The sequence below is a fragment of the Frigidibacter albus genome, from assembly GCF_009908165.1.
Taxonomy (GTDB): Bacteria; Pseudomonadota; Alphaproteobacteria; order Rhodobacterales; family Rhodobacteraceae; genus Frigidibacter; species Frigidibacter albus.
Genome location: NZ_JAAAUC010000005.1, coordinates 192655 through 210386 on the forward strand (window position 1 = coordinate 192655; position 17732 = coordinate 210386).

Here is a 17732-nt window from a genome sequence, read left to right on the forward strand (position 1 = left end):
GTGGCCTTTGGCCGTCAGGTTAGCAGTCTGGCCGCGATTTGGAAACGCCCCTCCTGCAGGTCCGGTCAGGGCAGCAGCGGCGACCATGCCGGGTCCGAAGCCGCGCCCTCTGTCGTCACCGCCTTCAGGTTCCGCCCGGTGATATCCACCGAATACAGCCGCGGCTCGCCGCCCGCACCGGCGCTTTCGCGGGTGAACATGATCACCCGGCCATTGGGCGCCCAGGTCGGGCCCTCGTCGAGGAACGACGCCGTCAGCAGCCGCTCTTCCGAGCCATCGGTCCGCATCACGCCGATATGGAAGCGGCCCTGGTTCTGCTTGGTGAAGGCGATCAGATCGCCGCGCGGCGACCAGACCGGGGTGCCATAGCGGCCCTCGCCAAAGCTGATCCGCGTCGGCTCGCCGCCCGAGGCGGACATGACATACAGCTGCTGGGTGCCAGACCGGTCGCTTTCGAACACGATGCGGCTGCCATCGGGGCTGAAGGACGGCCCGGTCTCGATCGCGGGCGTGTTGGTCAGGCGCGAGGATTGCCCGGTGTTCAGGTCCATCTTCCAGATGTCGGTATTGCCGCCCTGCTCCAGCGAATAGACCACCTGCCGCCCATCGGGGGAAAAGCGCGGGGCGAAGGTCATGGTGCCGGGCGTTTCCGGCAGCAGCTGCGCGGTGACCGAGGCGACGTTCAGCAGCTTGATCCGCGGGAAGCCGGTTTCAAAGGTGGTGAACAGCACCCGGTCGCCGGTGGGCGAGAAGCGCGGTGCCAGCACGATGGTGCTGCTGTCGGTCAGGTACTGCACGTTCGCGCCGTCGTAATCCATTACGCCAAGGCGTTTCTGGCGCTGGTCCTTGGGACCGGCCTCGGCCACGAACACCACGCGGCTGTCGAAATACCCGCTCTCGCCGGTGATCCGGCTATAGGCGGCATCGGCGACCTTGTGGGCCATGCGCCGCCAGCTGGCGGTGGTGGCGGCGAATTGCAGCCCCTCGCCCAGTTGCTGGCCGGAATAGATGTCATAAAGCCGGAACTTCACCGTCAGCCGGTCACCCGAGACCGACACCGCGCCGGTGATCAGCGCCTCGGCATTCACGGCCTTCCAGTCGGCATAGCCCACCGGCGCGTCAAAGCTGGTGACCCGCGCGATATGGGCCGAGGCCGGGATCTCGCGGAACAGGCCGGTGCCGCTGAGGTCGGACGCGACAACGCGCGAGATTTCGGCGGCATATTGCTGGGCGGCGGCATTCTCGGCCACGAAGGCCGGCACCGCATAGGGCAAGGGCTCGATCACGCCCTCGGTGATTTCCAGCCGCAGCGGGCCATCCTGCGCCGCAACCGGCGCCGCGGCGAAAGCTGCGCCGGCAAGTGCCAGCGCCCATGTCAAACTGCGAAGCATCAGCGTCACACCCTCTGTGTTGGGGGCCCTGCGAACCGCCCTTAAAAACCCATCAATTCTTGCCGCAGCATAGGGCAAGGGCCCGGCGGCCCCGGCCACAACTGCGTGACCAACCTGCGCCAGCGCGGATCGTTCCCCGATCCGGCCCCCTGCGACCCGGCCCGCCGCAATGGGCTTTGCCTGCGCGGCACCCATCACTTGATCCTCATGTTCGTCGGGTTGAAGATCATCTCGATCTCATCCCATTGGTCGAATTTCTCGGCCGGCAGGTCATAGCCGTTGGCCCCGCAGCGGATGATCGCACGCCGGGCGGCCTCATAGGCCTGGTTGGCCGCCCCATCCGATCCGCCCTCATAGCCCAGCATCTCGATGCTGTTCGACTGCGGCCGCCCGTCTTGCGACATCAGCACCCGCACCGTCACCGTCACCTGCAGCGCCTCGGAAGACAGCGAGCCGGTGTTCCAGCAGGCCTGCACAGCCACGCGCAGCGCATCCTTCTCGCCGGCCGTCATCGGCGGGCCGGACGGGGCCTGCCCTTGGCCAGAGGCCGCCTCGGGCGCCTCCACCGGGGCGCTTTCGGCCAGGGCCTCGGCCAGCGCATCCGCCACGGCATCCTCGCGCGAAGGGGCCGCCGCTTCGGGTTCCGCTGCCGCCGTCTCGGTCTCGGCCGGGCGCGCCGGCGCTGCCGGGCGCTGCCGGGGCCGCGGCGTCGCGGCGGGGGCAGAGCTTTCGGGCGCCTCGTCGGTCTCGGTCGCCTCGGTCACGATCTCGGTTGTCGCCTCGGGCGGCGCGGCCTCCTCGACGGGGGGCTCAGGCACCGGCTCGGGCTCGGGCGTAGGTTCCGGCTCCGTCTCGGCCACCGCGGTTTCCGCAACCTGCGCATCGGGCTCGGGCGCCTCTGCAGGCGTCGGGGCCACGCGCGGCGCCGGGCGCGGACGCGGCCGCGGGCTGATCTCGGTCAGGATCGTCGCGCTCGGCTCCTCGACCGGCGGGGTCGGCGGCGTCGGCGGCGCCTCGGGCACTTCGGGCACCGGCGGGGTCAGTTCGGTCACATCGGGGGCGGCGTCCGGCTGGGGTGCAGGCTCGGGCGCCGGCGGCTCGGGCGTCACCTGCTCGGGCTCGGCCGGCTGCTCGGCCGGGGCCGCTTCTGCCTCCGGCGCTTCGGGCGCGGCGGGGGCCGACGGCTCGTCCGGCGAGGCCACGGGCGCACGGCTTGCCGCCGCCTCGGCCGCTGCCGAAATCGCCGCGAACTCGCTTTCCGACATCAGCGAGACCTCGGCCATCTCCACCGGCTCGCTCTCCTGCGGCTGGAACAGCCAGCCGCCAAGCGCGGCCCACAGGATCAATCCTGCGTGCCCCGCCGCCGATACCGTGATGCCGATCTTTTCCGGGCTCGCCATGGGCTGCCTTTACTCGCTCGGGGCCGCTACCGCGCCATCGAACCGGGGGCCGCCCGCCTCGGTCACGAGGATGATCGAGGTGAAACCGCCCGCATTCAGCGCGCCCATCACCTGCACCACACGTTCATAGGGGATCGACCCGTCGGCCCGCAGGAACAGCTTGTCGTCATTGCGTTCGGCCGCGATGGCACGCAGTTTCTCGATCAGCTCGTTCTCGGGCGTTTCGGTGTTCATGATCATCACCGGCCCTTCGGCGGTGATGGAGATGGTCAGCGGCTCCTCCTGCTCGGTCGGCACCGCCTGCGCGGCGGTCTTGGGCAGTTCCAGCGGCACGCCCACGGTCATCAGCGGCGCCGCGACCATGAAGATCACCAGCAGCACCAGCATCACGTCCACGAAGGGCGTGATGTTGATCTCGCTCATCGCGGCGGGTGTGCCCCGCCGCCGCCCGCGCCGGCCGCCTCCGCCGGATTTTCTGGCAACACCCCCGCCCATGGCTCAGGCGTCCAGCTGGCGCGAGAGGATGGTGGCAAACTCGTCGGCAAAGGCCTCGTAGCCCGACACGATCTTGTCGCTGTCGGCCGAAAGCTTGTTGTAGAAGATCACCGCCGGGATGGCGGCCAGCAGGCCGATGCCTGTGGCCAGCAACGCCTCGGCAATGCCCGGCGCCACGACCGCAAGGCTGGTGTTCTGCGAAATGGCGATGTCCTCGAAGGCGGTCTTGATGCCCCAGACCGTGCCGAACAGGCCGATGAACGGCGCCGTGGCGCCGGTGGTGGCCAGCACGCCAAGGCCGGCATTCAGCCGCTCGGCCTCCTTGGCGATCGCCACGTCCATCGACCGGTCGATCCGCGCCTGCGCGCCGGCGATCAGCCCGCCATCCTGCCGGTGGCTGCGCCGCCATTCCAGCATTCCGGCGGCAAAGATCTTCTCGCTGGCCCCATCGGGCGCGCTGCCGATCTTCTCGAACAGCTCGTCCAGCGGCTCACCCGACCAGAACGAGCGGTCGAAGATCGCCGCCTCGCGCTGTGCCATCCGATAGGTCAGCAGCTTCTGCACGATGATCGTCCAGGACCAGATGCTGGCAACCAGCAGCATCAGCATCACAAGTTGCACGGTCAGGGTGGCGCGCGCAAAAAGCGCGAACAAGGAGAAGTCGATCTCCTGCGCCATCGCAAGGGCTTCGGTTTCCATATCTATACTGCTCGCCGGTTGTGGGGCCGCATTGTCGCGGCTCTCATTGCACGCGATTCTACACAGGGTAAGGGGAGATGCCAACACATCTGCGTCAATGCCGCATTGCGGCGCACAGTTGGGGCAAGTTCCGCGCCCGCTGCTGCCTTGGGCGGCGGATTGCCGCCCGCCCCTGCACGTCAGTGCAGTGCCGGGCTCAGCTTTTGCCGCAGCATTGCCGGAATTCGCGCCGGCTGCCCGCCCTCGCCGATGCAGACCAGCACCACCTGCGCCTGAAACAGCCGTTCGCCGCCCCGCATCACGGCCTGATCCAGCACGATCCGCGCCGCGCTGATGCTCACTGCCCGCGTCTCCACTACCAGCTCGTCATCATAGCGGGCGGGGCGCAGGTAATCCGCCTCGACCCGGCGGACGGCGAAGACGATCCCGGTGTCAGCCTTGAGCCTCGCCTGATCCATCCCGAGGCTGCGCACCCACTCGCTGCGCCCCCGCTCGATGAACTTCAGGTAATTGGCGTAATAGACGATGCCGGCAAGGTCGGTATCCTCGTAATAGACCCGCAGCGCAAAGGTATGCGTCATACCAGCCGCCCCGCCCGCGCCGCCAGCCGCAGCCCGTGGCTGGCCTCCTGCGTCGCTACCGGCAGCACCGGGTCATAGGCGGCGCGGATCACCGCCGCGATCTCGGGGCGCAGCACTGCCACCCCCTCCACCAGCCCCAAGGGCGACGCCTGATGGAACGCCGCATCCGACCACAGCACGATCACCTGCACCGCCTGGGACAGCGCCAGCGTCGCCGCCGGCACCTCGGCCAGAGCGTCATCCATCCGCACGAACACGAAAGCCGCCTTGATCGCGCCCGACGGATCGAAGCGGAACACCCGGTACTGGTTCGCCTCCGCCGCCTGCAGCCGCGCCACCAGCGGCGCCAGCCCGTCCAGCAGCCGGTCCAGGTTCGGCACCTCCAGCAGTTCGGCCCAGTCACGCAGGAAGAACACCATCAGGTTGGCGCCCAGTTCGGGGTCATGCTCGGCCATCTTGTGCCCGGCGAGCACCACCACCGCCTCGATGGCGCCCTTCATGGTGGACAGCGTCGCATCATCGACCCCGAACACCACCGGCACGATCGGCCTTCCCCAGCGGGCAAAGACATAGTCCCCAGACGCACGGGTAAACAGCGCGGTGATCACCTCGGGGCTCATCTGGTCCATCGTCGCCTCGCCTGTTGCTGCCCCTGACATAGAAGCAACCCGGCGCGCGCTCAAGCTCAGCCGAACAGGTCGGTCTGCCCCGGCAGCGCCGGCGCGGCCATGCCCAGATGGCTCCAGGCCCGGCTCGCCAGCATCCGCCCGCGCGGGGTTCGCTGTATCAGGCCCTGTTGCAGCAGGTAGGGCTCGATCACCTCTTCAATGGCATCCCGCGCCTCGGACAACGCCGCCGACAGCGTTTCCACCCCCACCGGGCCGCCCGCGTAGTGTTCGGCGATCAGCATCAGATAACGGCGGTCGGCCCCATCCAGCCCCAGATGATCCACCCCCAGCCGGGTCAGCGCCGAATCCGCAATCTCGCGCGTCAGCCGGCCATCGCCCTCGACCAGCGCGAAATCCACCACCCGGCGCAGCAGCCGCCCGGCGATCCGCGGCGTGCCCCGCGCCCGCCGCGCAATCTCGCGCGTGCCGGCGGGATCGGACGAGATCCCCATCAGCCGCGCCCCGCGCGCCACGATCAGGTCCAGCTCATCCTCGGTGTAGAATTGCAGCCGGGTCGGGATGCCGAAACGGTCGCGCAGCGGCGTCGTCAGCAGCCCCAGCCGCGTCGTCGCCCCGACCAGCGTGAAGGGCTGCAACTCGATCCGCACCGTCCGCGCCGCCGGCCCCTCGCCGATCACCAGATCCAGCTCGAAATCCTCCATCGCGGGATACAGGATCTCCTCCACCGCCGGGTTCAGCCGGTGGATCTCGTCGATGAACAGCACATCGCGGGCTTCGAGGTTGGTCAGGATCGCCGCCAGATCGCCCGCCTTGGCGATGACGGGGCCGGAGGTCATGCGGAAACTGACCCCCAGCTCGCGCGCCATGATCTGCGCCAACGTGGTCTTGCCAAGGCCGGGCGGGCCGTGGAACAGCGTGTGGTCCATCGCCTCGCCGCGCATCTTCGCGCTCTCGATGAACACCCGCAGATTGGCCCGCGCCTCGGCCTGGCCCACGAATTCCGACAGCGCCTGCGGCCGCAGCGCCCGGTCGGCCCCGCCCGGATCCTCGGGCAGGCTTTCAGGGCGCAGCATCGGATCGGGGCTGGAGGCGGGCATCGGGCAGACCTTTGCGACGTTTCCTGTCCGTTCTCACCCGGAACGCGTTGCGATGCAAGCGGGGCGGGGTTGGTGGCCCACTGGCAGAGGGCAGCGCCCGTCCGCCGGGTGGGCGCTGCGGGACTGGATGCGCGGCTGTCCGGGGTCTCAGACCCGCTCCCGGCCAACCATCATCACCCCCGACAGGGCCAGCAGGAATGCCGCGCCCGAGGCCACCGTGCGGATCTGGTTCCAGACCTGCCAGGGCCCGGAATACTCCCGCCAGATCACCCCGGCGCTTTCCACGTCCGCAGGCACCGCAACCATCGCCAACGCCTCGTTCATCGGAACATTGACCATCATCGTCAGCACCAGTCCGAAGCACAGATAGACGCCCGCTCCCACTGCAAACGCTGCCGCGCTGCGCAGGTGCCCCCGCATGAGCAGCAGCCCCGCAGCCGCGCCAAGCGCGACCGGGGTGCCGAAGAAGGCCGGCGCGAAGACCGCATTCCTGACCGAGGCATTCATTGCCTGCATCGCGCTGATCGCCACCCGCGGGTCAGCCGCGTCCAGCCCCCACATGGTCGAACAGACCCAGGCATAGAAAAAGCCGAAGATCGCCGCGCTCAGCGTCAGCGACAGCAGGATCATTCCATAGGTCAGGTGCTTCATGTCCGCGCTCCGCTTGGCGTACAGATCAATACGCCTTTACCAGGACGTACCGATGTGTACGGATAAAGCAAGCAATTTCCGCAGGCCCATGAACGACCGCGACCGACAGGACCGACACGCCACCATCGCCCGCGCCGCCTATGCGCTGCTGGCCGAGCACGGCTATGCCGGCACCTCGATGCTGCGCATCGCTACCGCGGCCAAGGCCTCGAACGAGACGCTCTACCGCTGGTATGGCAACAAGGAGGGGCTGTTCCGCGCGATGGTCGAGGACAATGCCGCCGAGACCCGCGCTCTGCTGCTGCGCGCGCTGGAGCGGCAGGACGACCCGCGCGGCACGCTCGCCAGTGTTGCGGCCGTCTTCCTCGAAATGTTGCTCGGCGACCGGGCGATCCTGCTGAACCGCGCCGCCGCCGCCGACCCGAGCGGAGAGCTGGGGGCCGCCATCTCCGCCGGCGGGCGCGACCAGGTCATGCCACTGCTGGCCGAGCTGATGGGCCGGATCTGCACCGGCGGCGACATCGGGCCAGCCGAGGCCACCCGCCTGTTCATCAGCCTGCTTGTCGGGGATCTGCAGATCAGGCGCATCATCCATAACTGCCCCGCGCCGTCGCAGGCAGAGATCGACGCGCAATGCACACGCTCGATGGCGCTCTTCTATCGGCTAATGGACGGTTAGCTGGGCCAAGGCTTCCTGGCGACGGCCCGCTACAGCTGCTTCTTGTACCCCACATGCGAGGCCACAAACCCCAGCCCGTCATAGAACCTGTGAGCATCGGCGCGCGACCTGTCCGTGGTCAGTTGCACCAGCGCGCACCCCCGCGCCCGGCATTCTGCAATCGCCCAATCGAACATCGCCCGGCCGATGCCGTGCCCCCGCATCCCCGCCGCCACGCGCACCGCTTCGATCTGCCCGCGCATCGCGCCGCCCCGCGCCAGTCCGGGGATGAAGCTCAGCTGCAAGGTGCCCGCAATCTGCCCCTCGCGCTCGGCGACGCAGAGAAACTGGTTGGGATCGGCGTCGATCAGGGCAAACGCGGCATCGTAGCGCCCAAGGCCCTCCGGCCCCGTCTGCTCCCGCTGCACGCCAAGCACGTCATCGGCGAGCAGCGCGACCAGCGCCGGAACATCCCCGGCAACCGCGCGGCGGAATGTCAGGCCCCGCCCGCTCAACTCCACGGCCCCTTCCTTGCCGCCCGCTTGACCCGCGGCACCCGGCTCGGCCCCGCGTCCATCGCAGCGCGCGGCACCTCCCCCACCATCGCCCGCAGCGCCGCAATCCGGTTCTGCGTGTTCGGATGGGTCGAGAACAGCTTGTCATGGGCATGGGCATGCAGCGGGTTGATGATGAACATATGCGCGCTGGCCGGGTTCTGCTCGGCCGCCGGGTTGTCGATCCGCTGCGCAAAGGCCTCGATCTTGCCAAGCGCGGAGGCCAGCCACAGCGGCTGCCCGCAGATCTCGGCCCCCGCCCGGTCCGCCTCATATTCCCGCGTGCGGCTGATCGCCATCTGCACCAGCCCCGCCGCCATCGGCGCGAGGATCATCAGCACCAGCGTGCCGATCAGCCCGCCCTGCCGCTCACGGTTGCCAAAGAACAGCGCGAAGTTCGCCAGCATGGAAATCGCGCCGGCAAAGGTCGCCGTCACCGTCATGATGAGGGTGTCATGGTTGCGGATATGCGCCAGCTCATGCGCCATCACCCCCGCCACCTCCTCGGGGCTCAGCCGCGCCAAAAGGCCTGTGGTCGCGGCCACGGCGGCATTCTGCGGATTGCGGCCCGTGGCAAAGGCATTCGGCTGATCCGTCTCGATGATGTAGCATTTCGGCACCGGCATCCCGGCCCGCAGCGCCATCTCGCGCACCATGCCGACATAGGCGGGCGCCTCGGCCTCGGTCACCTCCCGCGCGCCGTGCATCCTGAGCACGGCCTTGTCGGAGTTCCACCAGCCGAACAAGTTCATCGCCCCGGCGAGCCCCAGCGCGATCAGCATCCCGCCCTGCCCGCCCAGCAGATAGCCAAGCCCCATGAACAGCGCCGTCATCGCCGCCATCAGGATCGCCGTCTTGGTATAGCCCATGCCCGCCTCCCGCAAACTCACCGCCGGAATATGGGCACCGCCGGCGCTTGCCTCAAGCCTTCGGCGCCAGCAACCGCAGCGCCGCGCGGATCAGCACCGGCGTCGGCGCATCCGGCTCGGCCCCCGCAGCCTCGGCCACCGCCCCCGCCGCCTCGCCCTGCCCATAGCCAAGGTTGACCAGCGCCGAGAGCGCATCCGCCGTGGCCGCTGCCGTGGGCGACACCGCCGCCGCGGGCCGCCTTGTGCGAGGCGCCAAAGGCTCCAGCACATCCTCGGGCTGGCTCACATCCACCGTCAGCGCGCCGCCCATCGCCATCACGCTAGGCGCCTTGTCCTTCAGCTCCATCACCACCCGCTGCGCCAGCTTGGGCCCCACGCCCGGCGCCTGCCGCACCGCGTTCCAGTCGCCAAGCGCAATCGCCCGGCCCACGCCCTCGGCCCCCAGCGTGCCCAGGATCGCCATCGAGGCCTTGGCCCCGATCCCCTGAACCGAGGTCAGCAGCCGGTGCCATTCCTTCTCCAGCAACGTGGAAAACCCGAACAGCTGCAGCAGATCCTCGCGCACCAGCAGCTCGGTATACAGCGCACAGGCCTCGCCCACCGGCGGCAGGCTGGCAGCGGTCCGGTCCGACACATGCACGATATAGCCCACGCCGCGCACGTCGATCAGCACATGATCCATCGCCCGGTGCAGGATCACCCCCGCGATACGCCCGATCATGCCACGCCTCCCTTCACACGGGTGCGGGCAATCTCGGCCCAGCCATCCACCGCCCCCCGCGGCGTCTTCGCCCGCGTTTCCGCGCTGCGCACCGCGGCCGACATCCGCCCGGCGCTTTGCAAGTGATGGGCATGGGTGATCGCCACCGCCAGCGCATCGGCGGCATCGGGCCCCGCCAGATCCACGCCCGGCAGCTGGAAGCGCACCATATGCGCCACCTGATCCTTGCCGGCATGGCCGACGCCGACCACCGCCTTCTTCACCGCGTTCGGGGCATATTCCCCGACCACCAGCCCGCGCTGCGCCGGCACCAGCAGCGCCACCGCCCGCGCCTGTCCCAGCTTCAGCGTCCCGCTGGCATCCTTGTTCACGAAGGTCTGCTCCACCGCCGCCGCCGTCGGCTCGAAGCGCGCGAAGACTTCGGTGAGCTGGTCGAACAGCGCCAGCAGCCGCTGCGCCAGATCGCCGGTGCCGGACAGGCAGAGGCCATTGGCGACATGGCTCAGCCGCGCGCCCGACACGTCAATCACGCCCCAGCCCATGGTCCGCAGCCCCGGATCGATTCCCAAAACCCGCATAGCGTCCTGCCCCCGCCCTTGTTTTGCTGCCGCATCGCCGCCGGTCTCGGCCGTGAAAGGCCGATTGCCGACAGTTTGTGGCTTTTCTGACGCAGTAGCACAAAACGCGAACGCTCGCCAGCGGGAAGGCGCGCCTTCGCAGTTGCAGCATTTGTGCCGCACATTTCGCCCGAAAGCGACATTCCGGATCGCCATTTCGACAGGTTTCACGGGCAGTTTTGCAGGTAGTGAAAATCCCGTGAACGGGCCGCGAGAGCCATGCAGCCGCAGCATGGCGACCATGCTTGGGCCCACCTTGCGTTGCAATAACGCCCAGCCTATTTGCGGTTCACGAAGCACGATGCTTCCGAATTACGCACTTTATGAAGGACTGAAATCATGGCCGCCTTTGAAACGAACCGCATGGTCGCCGCAGGCACCGGTGTCGGTGTCGCGGGTCGGCTCTTTGCCGCAGTTGCCGCATGGAACGATGCCCGGGTCACCCGCAAAGCGCTGTCGCGCCTGTCGGACCGTGAACTGGACGATATCGGTCTGTCGCGCAGCGACATCGACGCGATCAGCGCCCGGGGCTGACGCCCGGGAAACACCCTCGCAGTGGCGGGCCTGAAGGGCCCCTGCCTGGCACGGGTGGCGACGATCTGAAGACGACGATCTGAAGACAGGGCCGTGGCAGAGACATCTGCACCGGCCCTTTGTCTTTCAGGGGCCTCAGCCCCCCAGACCGCGCAGCCAGTCCGCCAGCCGCGCCGTCGCCGGATCGACCTGCATCACCGCCGCGCCGGCCTTTTGCGCCGTTGTCCCTTGACGCAAGATGTCCAGCCGCGCCTCATACTCCGCGCCGCCAAGCCGCAGCAGCATCGCCGCCTTGACCGCGATCGGCATCAGGAACAGGAATAGCAGCGCCCGGGCCGCAACCCAGCGCCGCCGCCCGGGCGCAGGCGCCGAAGTGCGGCCGATGGCCCGCCCCCGCGCCACGCGCGCAAGCCGGCCGTGAAAATCCTGCATGTTCTCGTCCAGCATCCCCGATGCCTCCGATTGACGCCCCGCAAGCAATCCTGCGCGCGTCACCGGCACTCGTCATGCGGAATCTGGCGTCAGCGTTTCCGCTGCATCACCAAAGTCGTCCACTCGCCCAGTTCGTTGCGCGCGGCAACATCGAACCCGTTCTCGACATAGGCGTCTACCGTGTCATCCGCCTGCGGGTTTAGGATGCCGGACAGAACCGCATAGCCGCCCGAGCCGATATGCGCCGCCATGTCGGGCGCCAGCTCGATCAGCGGGCCCTTCAGGATATTGGCGAAGACGAGGTCATAGGGCGCCGCCGCCGCATGGCGCGGATGCTCGAACCCCGCCGCCTCGAAGCACTCCACCCGGCCTTGCAGATTGTTCGCGGTGACATTCGCCGCCGCGGTTTCCACCGCGATCTGGTCAAGGTCCGAGGCCATGATGACCCCCGGCCAGATCCGCGCCGCCGCCATCGCCAGCACCGCGGTGCCGCAGCCGATGTCCGCGACGTTTCGGCCCACGAACCCATCCGTCGCCAGCCGGTCGAGCGCCAGCAGGCAGCCCTGCGTCGTGCCATGATGCCCGGTGCCGAAGGCCATCGCCGCCTCGATCAGCAAGGGCTCGGCATCCGCCGGCACCTTGTCGGCATCATGCCCACCATAGATGAAGAACCGCCCCGCCACGATCGGGTGCAGATCGCGTCGCACATGCGCCACCCAGTCGGTCTCGGGGATCTCCGACACCGCGAAGGGCGCCGCGCCGAAGGCCATCGCCAGGATCGCAAGCTGGGTCTCGTCGGGCTGCTCGAGGAAGTAGCCCCCCACCTCCCAGCGGCCCGAGCCATCCTCGATCTCGAACACGCCCACGCCGGTCGGTTCCGGCGTCAGGTCTTCCAGCGCCTCGCCCAGGGCCTCGGCCGGGTCGCGGCCATCGAGAGTGGTCAACGCGGTGAAGGTGGTCATGGCTTTGGCTCCGGGGTTGGGTCGGGCCTGCGATAGGCCCGGGCGCCTGCTGCGTCAAGCGGCGCGCGGCGGCAGGCGCCGGGGGCGCTGCCCCCGGACCCCCGGGATACTTAGGCCAAAACGAAGGGCAAGAAGAGGTGTTGTGGCGCCGGTTCCCGAGTGTTTCAGTTTACATATGCCGTATGTATGGCTTCTGTATGGGTTCTGTATCCTGCCTCAGGCAGGCAGGCCGATGGGGCAGGAAACTCCGGTGCCGCCGATGCCGCAATAGCCGTCCGGGGTCTTGGCGAGGTATTGCTGGTGGTAATCCTCGGCATGGAAGAACTCCGGCGTCGGCAGGATCTCGGTGGTGATGGCGCCGTAGCCGGCGGCCGTAAGGCGCTGGCCATAGATCTCGCGGCTGGCCTCCGCCGCCTGCTGCTGCGCGTCCGAGAAGGTGTAGATGCCGCTGCGATACTGGGTGCCGCGGTCATTGCCCTGGCGCATGCCTTGCGTGGGGTCATGGTTCTCCCAGAAGGTTTTCAGCAGCGTTTCGAAGGAGATGACGGCGGGATCGTAGATCACCCGCACCACCTCGTTATGCCCGGTCAGGCCCGAGCAGACCTCCTTGTAAGTGGCATTCGGGGTCAGCCCGCCAGCATAGCCGACCATCGTCACCCAGACGCCGGGCAGGTCCCAGAACTTGCGCTCCACCCCCCAGAAACAGCCCATGCCGAAGACGGCTTCCTCCATCCCCTCCGGCACCGGCCCGGTCAGGGGGCGGCCGTTCAGGAAATGGGTCTCGGCGGTCGGGATCGGCTCGGCGCGGCCCGGCAGCGCCTCGGCCGGGGTCGGAAGGTCGGGTTTGCGTCCGAAGAGGGCATTCAGCATGATGGGCTCCTGGTCTGGGGTTGCCCCTAATGTAGGGCGGGGGAGGTCCGCCTGCCAGAGGCGGGCCGCGCGGGTTGCGATGGACCTGCAGGGGGCTCTGGCCTTACACATGGTCCAGCGCGCCGCAGAGCGCGGGCAGGACGGCAGCATGACCTTTCAGGACGACACTCGCGCGATGATCCCCTCGCTGCGCCGCTTTGCGCGGGCGCTGGTGCAGGACCGTGACGCCGCCGACGATCTGGTGCAGCGATGTCTGGAGGTTGCACTGGCGCAGGGCGCGCCGGGGGAGGGCCTGCGCGGCTGGCTGTTCGGCATCCTGCTGAGGATGCAACGGGAGGGGGAGGCGCCTGCGGCCCTGCCCCGGCTGCCGGAGGATCAGCGGCTTGCGCTACTGCTGGTGACGGTGGAGGGGCTGACGCTGGCCGAGGCGGCAATGGCGCTGGAGGTGTCCGAGGGGGCGCTGGTGTCACGGCTGGGCCGGGCGCGGGAGATGCTGCGCGAGGGGCCTCGTCCCAGATCGCGCATCGCCGGCAAGGCAGCCCTCGGCGACATTGCGCTGCTGGCCTCGCGGCATGGCAGGCTCTCGGTCGAGGAGGCGGCGGGGTTCCCGGCGCGGCTGGCGGCGGACCCGGCGGCGCAGGCCACGCTGGCGGAGTGGGACGGGCAGGATGCGGCGCTTGCCCTGCTCCACCCGGAGGTGTCGGAGCCGGTGCCGGAGCGGATGCGGGCGCTTTTCGCCGAGGCGCCGGTGCCAGTGGCCCGTCCTCGCCGTTTGCGCCCTGTCGCCGCCGCCCTTGCCCTGCTGGCAATCGGTGCCGCGGGGGGCTGGGGCGCCGCGTGGTGGATGCAGCCGCGGCCGGCCACCGAGCTTCCGATGCTGGCAGCCCTGCACGCCCATGACGCCTATGCTGAGGTCGCCCGGCCGGCCGAGCTGGGGGCCGAGCGCATCGAGTACGTGACCGGCTGGCTTTCGACACGGCTGGGGCGGCCCTTCGCCCTGCCCGATCTGGGGGCCTTCGGCTTCCATCCCATCGGGGGCCGCCTGTTGCCCGACGCCCGCGGCACCGCCGCCGTGCTGGTCTATGAGAGCGGGCCGGGCGAGCGGCTGACCCTGTTCGCCGCCCCGCAGCCCGGCGCCGGGGGCACCGCCTTCGGCTTCCTCGAGGAGGGCGGAACGCGCGGCGTCTGGTGGGCAGAGGGTGGCTTTGGCTATGCGGTGGCGGGCGAGATCGCGCAGGACGTGCTGCGCGGGGTCGCGATTGCCGCGAAGGAGCAGTTGAGCTGAGGCTCTCCCCTACAGGAAACTCTGCGGGTCGATATCCACCGCCAGCCGCAAGTTCGCGGGCGGTTTCAGCTGCCCCGTCCATTCGGCCAGCGCGGCTTGCAGCGGCGCGCCCTTGTCGGCCTTGACCAGCAGGCGCACCCGGTGGCGGCCGCGCACCCGGGCAATCGGGGCCGGGGCCGGCCCCCAGACCTGCGCCCCGATCCGGCGCAGCGGGCCATCGCGCCGGGCCAGCTCCGCCCCGAAATCGAACACCGCCTGAAGGTCGGGCGAGGAGAGGATGATCCCCGCCATCCGCCCGTAGGGGGGCATCCCCGCCACCCGCCGCTCTGCCGCCTCGGCGCGCCAGAAGGCTTCCTCGTCGCCGCCCAGAATGGCGCGGATCACGGCGTGCTCGGGCTGGAAGGTCTGCAGCAGCGCCACCCCCGGCTTCGCCCCGCGCCCGGCCCGCCCCGCCACCTGCCGCATCAGCTGAAACGTCCGCTCCGCCGCCCGCAGGTCCGAGCCTTGCAGGCCAAGGTCGGCGTCGATCACCCCCACCAGCGTCAGAGCCGGGAAATTGTGCCCCTTTGCAACCAGTTGCGTGCCGATGATGATGTCGGCCGCGCCCTCGGCAATCTCGAGGATGCGCGCCTTCAGCGCCCTTGCCGAGCCGAACAGGTCGGATGACAGCACCGCCACCCGCGCGGCCGGAAACTTCGCCGCCACCTCCTCGGCCAGCCGCTCCACCCCCGGGCCGACCGGGGCCAACTTGCCCTCCACCCCGCAAGAGGGGCAGGCCAGCGGGATCGGCCGGCTGTCGCCGCATTGGTGGCAGACGAGCCGCTTGAGGAACCGATGCTCCACCATTCGCGCATCGCAATGCTCGCAGCCGATCTGGTGGCCGCAGGCCCGGCAGATCGTCACCGGCGCATAGCCGCGGCGGTTGAGGAACAGCAAGGATTGCTCCCCCGCCGCCAGCCGCGCCTTCACCGCTCCCGCCAGCGTGGGAGATATCCACTGATCCCCCGGCAAGGTTTCCGCGCGCATGTCGATGGCCCGCATCTCGGGCAGTTCCGCCACGCCGAAGCGGGCGCCAAGGTCGATGCGGGCGTATTTTCCCGCCTCGGCATTCACCCAGCTTTCGAGGCTGGGGGTGGCCGAGGCCAGCACCACCTGCGCCGAGCATAGCGAGGCCCGCAGCACCGCCATGTCGCGGGCGTTGTAGAGGACGCCGTCCTCCTGCTTGTAAGAGCTGTCATGTTCCTCATCGACGACGATCAGCCCGAGGTCGCGGAACGGCAGGAACAGCGCGGACCTTGCCCCCACCACCAGCTGCGCATCGCCCTGCCCGACCATCCGCCACAGCCGCCGCCGCTCGGTCTGGGTCGCGCCCGAATGCCATTCGGCAGGCCGTGCGCCAAAGCGCGCCTCGACCCGCGTCAGGAACTCCGCCGTCAGCGCGATTTCCGGCAACAGCACCAGCGCCTGCCGGCCCATGGCGAGGCATTCCGCCACGGCTTCCAGATACACCTCGGTCTTGCCTGACCCGGTGACGCCCTTCAGCAGCGTGGTGCCATAGCCGCCGCCCTGCACCGCGGCGCGCAAGCGCTCCGCGCCCGCCGCCTGATCGCCGGACAGCGCCTTGCCGGGCAGCGAGGGGTCCAGCCGCGGATAGGGCAGGTCGCGCGGGGCCTCCCCCTCCAGCACCGCGCCGATCTTCACCAGCCCCTTGACCACGCTGGTCGTGACCTCGGCCGCCGCCGCAAGTTCCGACAGGGTCAGCGCCGCGCCGCCGAAGGATTGCAGCGCGTCGAGCACCCGCGCCCGCGCCTCGGTCATCCGCGCGGGCTCGGTCCCCGCCAGCCGATACACCCGGCGCGGCCCCGGCGCCTCGCCCAGACCGGGGCTGCGCGTCGCCAGCCGCAGCATCGCCGGCGGCGGCGTCAGCGTGTATTCGGCGGCGCGCAGCAGGAAGGCGCGCAGCTCGCCGCGCATCGGCGCCGCGTCCAGCACCCGGTTGACCGCGCGCAGCCTCGACAGATCGAACCCGCCCTCGCCCGGCCCCCAGACCACGCCCATCACCAGCCGCGGCCCCAGCGGCACCACCACGAAGGCGCCCTCGGCGCAGCCGCCCTCGGGCGCGCGGTAATCCAGCACCCGGCCGATGGGTTCTGCCGTCAGCACCGCCACCCGCTCGCCGCCCGCAAAGAACCGCGCCTCATCCATCACGGGTGGCCCATCGGGGGTTTCGGCACCGGCCTGGTTGCGGTATCAGGGCGGCATCCCTTCACTTGCAGGACTCCCCCCATGAAATTCTTCGTCGATACCGCCGATGTGGCCGCCATCAAGGAACTCAACGACCTTGGCATGGTCGATGGCGTCACCACCAACCCGTCGCTGATCCTGAAATCGGGCCGCGACATCCTCGAGGTCACCAAGGAGATCTGCGACATGGTCGAAGGCCCGGTCTCGGCCGAGGTCGTGGCTCTGGAAGCCAAGGACATGATCGCCGAAGGTCTGAAGCTCGCCAAGATCGCCCCCAACATTGCGATCAAGGTGCCGCTGACCTGGGCCGGCCTGACCGCCTGCAAGGCTTTCGCATCCGAAGGCCACATGGTCAATGTCACGCTGTGCTTCTCGGCCGCGCAGGCGATCCTCGCCGCCAAGGCCGGCGCGGCGTTCATCTCGCCCTTCATCGGCCGGCTGGACGATATCAACCTCGATGGCGTGCAGCTGATCGAGGATATCCGCACCATCTATGACAATTACGATTTTGATACCGAGATCCTGGCCGCCTCGATCCGCAACGTGAACCACATCACCGATGTGGCGCTGGTCGGCGCCGATGTGATCACCGCGCCGCCCGCGGTCATCAAGGCGATGGCGAACCATATCCTGACCGACAAGGGGCTGGAGCAGTTCACCGCCGACTGGGCGAAGACCGGGCAGAAGATCCTCTGAGCGTTCGCGCTTCGTGATTGACGGGGCCCGCCCGCAGCGATGCGGCGGGCCTTTTTCCTTTATGGCGCGGGCGATGCCTTGGCGAAGGCCATCGCCTTCGCCACGCCGTGCTGTCTCATCCTGGACCGGACGGGCCCCCAAAGGGCCCGGCCAGCGCCCGCCCCGCCCATGGCGGGCGCTTCTCGCCCGCCAGGTCGGGCGCTGGCCTCTCCGGTCTCTTGTTGCCGATGGCTCCGGGGGATACGTCCCGCAACGGGCGGGGCGAGGCAGTGCCTCGCCTGTTTCCGCCCGAACCGAGCGGTCTCTGAAAAGCGCCTAACCAGCCGCCCGACATTCCCCCTCACGCA

At 69.2% G+C, this 17732-nt stretch carries 20 protein-coding genes; 4 read left to right on the forward strand and 16 right to left on the reverse strand.

What is annotated here, in order from left to right; genetic code table 11:
* Positions 1-65 precede the first annotated feature (65 nt).
* The 8 genes from tolB to GVY41_RS09810 form a co-directional block, all read right to left on the reverse strand.
* Positions 66-1391 carry a Tol-Pal system beta propeller repeat protein TolB gene (tolB, locus tag GVY41_RS09775; protein ID WP_161345880.1) on the reverse strand — a complete coding sequence of 442 codons (1326 nt, stop codon included), beginning with the start codon at positions 1389-1391 and terminating at the stop codon, positions 66-68.
* 194 nt (positions 1392-1585) lie between these two features.
* Positions 1586-2791, reverse strand: coding sequence for a hypothetical protein (locus GVY41_RS09780; protein WP_161345882.1), 1206 nt, complete (start codon positions 2789-2791; stop codon positions 1586-1588).
* Between the two features lie 9 nt (positions 2792-2800).
* On the reverse strand, positions 2801-3286 hold the full coding sequence (gene tolR, locus GVY41_RS09785) for a protein TolR (protein ID WP_161345884.1): 486 nt from the start codon (positions 3284-3286) through the stop codon (positions 2801-2803).
* A 3-nt stretch (positions 3287-3289) separates the two neighbouring features.
* Positions 3290-3985, reverse strand: a complete 696-nt coding sequence (tolQ, locus tag GVY41_RS09790; protein ID WP_161345887.1) for a protein TolQ — start codon at positions 3983-3985, stop codon at positions 3290-3292.
* Between the two features lie 179 nt (positions 3986-4164).
* Positions 4165-4566 (reverse strand): tol-pal system-associated acyl-CoA thioesterase, encoded by a 402-nt coding sequence (gene ybgC / locus GVY41_RS09795; RefSeq protein WP_161345889.1) that lies wholly within the window; start codon positions 4564-4566, stop codon positions 4165-4167.
* Positions 4563-5186: a hypothetical protein gene (locus GVY41_RS09800; RefSeq protein WP_161346116.1), complete on the reverse strand. Its 624-nt coding sequence runs from the start codon at positions 5184-5186 to the stop codon at positions 4563-4565. Before GVY41_RS09800 ends, ybgC begins: the two co-directional genes overlap by 4 nt.
* A gap of 65 nt (positions 5187-5251) precedes the next feature.
* A complete protein-coding gene (gene ruvB / locus GVY41_RS09805; RefSeq protein ID WP_161345891.1) occupies positions 5252-6292 on the reverse strand; it encodes a Holliday junction branch migration DNA helicase RuvB in 1041 nt (346 codons plus the stop codon).
* A gap of 147 nt (positions 6293-6439) precedes the next feature.
* Positions 6440-6943, reverse strand: coding sequence for an anthrone oxygenase family protein (locus tag GVY41_RS09810; protein ID WP_161345893.1), 504 nt, complete (start codon positions 6941-6943; stop codon positions 6440-6442).
* Positions 6944-7031: 88 nt separating this feature from the next.
* On the opposite strand from GVY41_RS09810, the gene GVY41_RS09815 reads away from it, so the two are divergent.
* The gene (locus GVY41_RS09815) at positions 7032-7622 is read left to right on the forward strand and encodes a TetR/AcrR family transcriptional regulator (protein ID WP_161345895.1); all 591 of its coding nucleotides are present in this window, start codon (positions 7032-7034) and stop codon (positions 7620-7622) included.
* 29 nt (positions 7623-7651) lie between these two features.
* On the opposite strand, the gene GVY41_RS09820 is transcribed toward GVY41_RS09815, so the two are convergent.
* Genes GVY41_RS09820 through ruvC form a run of 4 tightly spaced genes read right to left on the reverse strand, consistent with a single transcriptional unit; the run spans position 7652 to position 10323 of the window.
* Positions 7652-8122 (reverse strand): GNAT family N-acetyltransferase, encoded by a 471-nt coding sequence (locus GVY41_RS09820; protein ID WP_229726016.1) that lies wholly within the window; start codon positions 8120-8122, stop codon positions 7652-7654.
* Positions 8113-9024 carry a zinc metalloprotease HtpX gene (htpX, locus tag GVY41_RS09825; protein WP_161345897.1) on the reverse strand — a complete coding sequence of 304 codons (912 nt, stop codon included), beginning with the start codon at positions 9022-9024 and terminating at the stop codon, positions 8113-8115. The genes GVY41_RS09820 and htpX overlap by 10 nt, the downstream gene beginning before the upstream one ends.
* 52 nt (positions 9025-9076) lie before the next feature.
* Entirely contained in the window at positions 9077-9745 is a 669-nt protein-coding gene (ruvA, locus tag GVY41_RS09830; RefSeq protein WP_161345899.1) for a Holliday junction branch migration protein RuvA, read from the reverse strand.
* On the reverse strand, positions 9742-10323 hold the full coding sequence (ruvC, locus tag GVY41_RS09835) for a crossover junction endodeoxyribonuclease RuvC (protein ID WP_161345901.1): 582 nt from the start codon (positions 10321-10323) through the stop codon (positions 9742-9744). The genes ruvA and ruvC overlap by 4 nt, the downstream gene beginning before the upstream one ends.
* 378 nt (positions 10324-10701) lie before the next feature.
* Between ruvC and GVY41_RS09840 the strand changes: the two genes are divergently transcribed.
* Positions 10702-10896, forward strand: a complete 195-nt coding sequence (locus tag GVY41_RS09840) for a DUF1127 domain-containing protein (protein WP_161345903.1) — start codon at positions 10702-10704, stop codon at positions 10894-10896.
* Positions 10897-11031: 135 nt separating this feature from the next.
* Here GVY41_RS09840 and GVY41_RS09845 read toward each other — a convergent pair whose 3' ends face one another.
* The 3 genes from GVY41_RS09845 to msrA all read right to left on the reverse strand — a co-directional run bounded on the left by GVY41_RS09845 (position 11032) and on the right by msrA (position 13160).
* A complete protein-coding gene (locus tag GVY41_RS09845; RefSeq protein WP_161345905.1) occupies positions 11032-11343 on the reverse strand; it encodes a hypothetical protein in 312 nt (103 codons plus the stop codon).
* A gap of 74 nt (positions 11344-11417) precedes the next feature.
* Positions 11418-12290 (reverse strand): 50S ribosomal protein L11 methyltransferase, encoded by an 873-nt coding sequence (locus GVY41_RS09850; RefSeq protein WP_161345907.1) that lies wholly within the window; start codon positions 12288-12290, stop codon positions 11418-11420.
* Positions 12291-12506: 216 nt separating this feature from the next.
* Complete coding sequence (gene msrA, locus GVY41_RS09855; protein ID WP_161345909.1) at positions 12507-13160, reverse strand: peptide-methionine (S)-S-oxide reductase MsrA; 654 nt, start codon at positions 13158-13160, stop codon at positions 12507-12509.
* A gap of 148 nt (positions 13161-13308) precedes the next feature.
* Between msrA and GVY41_RS09860 the strand changes: the two genes are divergently transcribed.
* Entirely contained in the window at positions 13309-14445 is a 1137-nt protein-coding gene (locus GVY41_RS09860) for a sigma factor-like helix-turn-helix DNA-binding protein (RefSeq protein ID WP_161345911.1), read from the forward strand.
* Positions 14446-14454: 9 nt separating this feature from the next.
* Here the strand turns inward: GVY41_RS09860 and GVY41_RS09865 are convergent, their stop codons facing one another.
* Positions 14455-16650 carry a primosomal protein N' gene (locus tag GVY41_RS09865; RefSeq protein WP_161345913.1) on the reverse strand — a complete coding sequence of 732 codons (2196 nt, stop codon included), beginning with the start codon at positions 16648-16650 and terminating at the stop codon, positions 14455-14457.
* Positions 16651-16731: 81 nt separating this feature from the next.
* Here GVY41_RS09865 and fsa point away from each other — a divergent pair, with 81 nt between their 5' ends.
* Positions 16732-17385, forward strand: coding sequence for a fructose-6-phosphate aldolase (gene fsa / locus GVY41_RS09870; RefSeq protein ID WP_066808978.1), 654 nt, complete (start codon positions 16732-16734; stop codon positions 17383-17385).
* Positions 17386-17732: the final 347 nt, after the last annotated feature.

Bases quoted from the DNA above. Each gene is read 5' to 3' on its own strand.
- GVY41_RS09810 (WP_161345893.1), bottom strand. From the start codon at position 6,943: ATGAAGCACCTGACCTATGGAATGATCCTGCTGTCGCTGACGCTGAGC.
- GVY41_RS09840 (WP_161345903.1), top strand. From the start codon at position 10,702: ATGGCCGCCTTTGAAACGAACCGCATGGTCGCCGCAGGCACCGGTGTC.
- GVY41_RS09850 (WP_161345907.1), bottom strand. From the start codon at position 12,290: ATGACCACCTTCACCGCGTTGACCACTCTCGATGGCCGCGACCCGGCC.
- htpX (WP_161345897.1), bottom strand. From the start codon at position 9,024: ATGGGCTATACCAAGACGGCGATCCTGATGGCGGCGATGACGGCGCTG.
- tolB (WP_161345880.1), bottom strand. From the start codon at position 1,391: ATGCTTCGCAGTTTGACATGGGCGCTGGCACTTGCCGGCGCAGCTTTC.
- GVY41_RS09860 (WP_161345911.1), top strand. From the start codon at position 13,309: ATGACCTTTCAGGACGACACTCGCGCGATGATCCCCTCGCTGCGCCGC.
- GVY41_RS09865 (WP_161345913.1), bottom strand. From the start codon at position 16,650: ATGGATGAGGCGCGGTTCTTTGCGGGCGGCGAGCGGGTGGCGGTGCTG.
- GVY41_RS09800 (WP_161346116.1), bottom strand. From the start codon at position 5,186: ATGAGCCCCGAGGTGATCACCGCGCTGTTTACCCGTGCGTCTGGGGAC.
- tolR (WP_161345884.1), bottom strand. From the start codon at position 3,286: ATGGGCGGGGGTGTTGCCAGAAAATCCGGCGGAGGCGGCCGGCGCGGG.
- ruvC (WP_161345901.1), bottom strand. From the start codon at position 10,323: ATGCGGGTTTTGGGAATCGATCCGGGGCTGCGGACCATGGGCTGGGGC.
- GVY41_RS09780 (WP_161345882.1), bottom strand. From the start codon at position 2,791: ATGGCGAGCCCGGAAAAGATCGGCATCACGGTATCGGCGGCGGGGCAC.
- ruvB (WP_161345891.1), bottom strand. From the start codon at position 6,292: ATGCCCGCCTCCAGCCCCGATCCGATGCTGCGCCCTGAAAGCCTGCCC.
- msrA (WP_161345909.1), bottom strand. From the start codon at position 13,160: ATGCTGAATGCCCTCTTCGGACGCAAACCCGACCTTCCGACCCCGGCC.
- GVY41_RS09815 (WP_161345895.1), top strand. From the start codon at position 7,032: ATGAACGACCGCGACCGACAGGACCGACACGCCACCATCGCCCGCGCC.
- ybgC (WP_161345889.1), bottom strand. From the start codon at position 4,566: ATGACGCATACCTTTGCGCTGCGGGTCTATTACGAGGATACCGACCTT.
- ruvA (WP_161345899.1), bottom strand. From the start codon at position 9,745: ATGATCGGGCGTATCGCGGGGGTGATCCTGCACCGGGCGATGGATCAT.
- tolQ (WP_161345887.1), bottom strand. From the start codon at position 3,985: ATGGAAACCGAAGCCCTTGCGATGGCGCAGGAGATCGACTTCTCCTTG.
- fsa (WP_066808978.1), top strand. From the start codon at position 16,732: ATGAAATTCTTCGTCGATACCGCCGATGTGGCCGCCATCAAGGAACTC.
- GVY41_RS09845 (WP_161345905.1), bottom strand. From the start codon at position 11,343: ATGCTGGACGAGAACATGCAGGATTTTCACGGCCGGCTTGCGCGCGTG.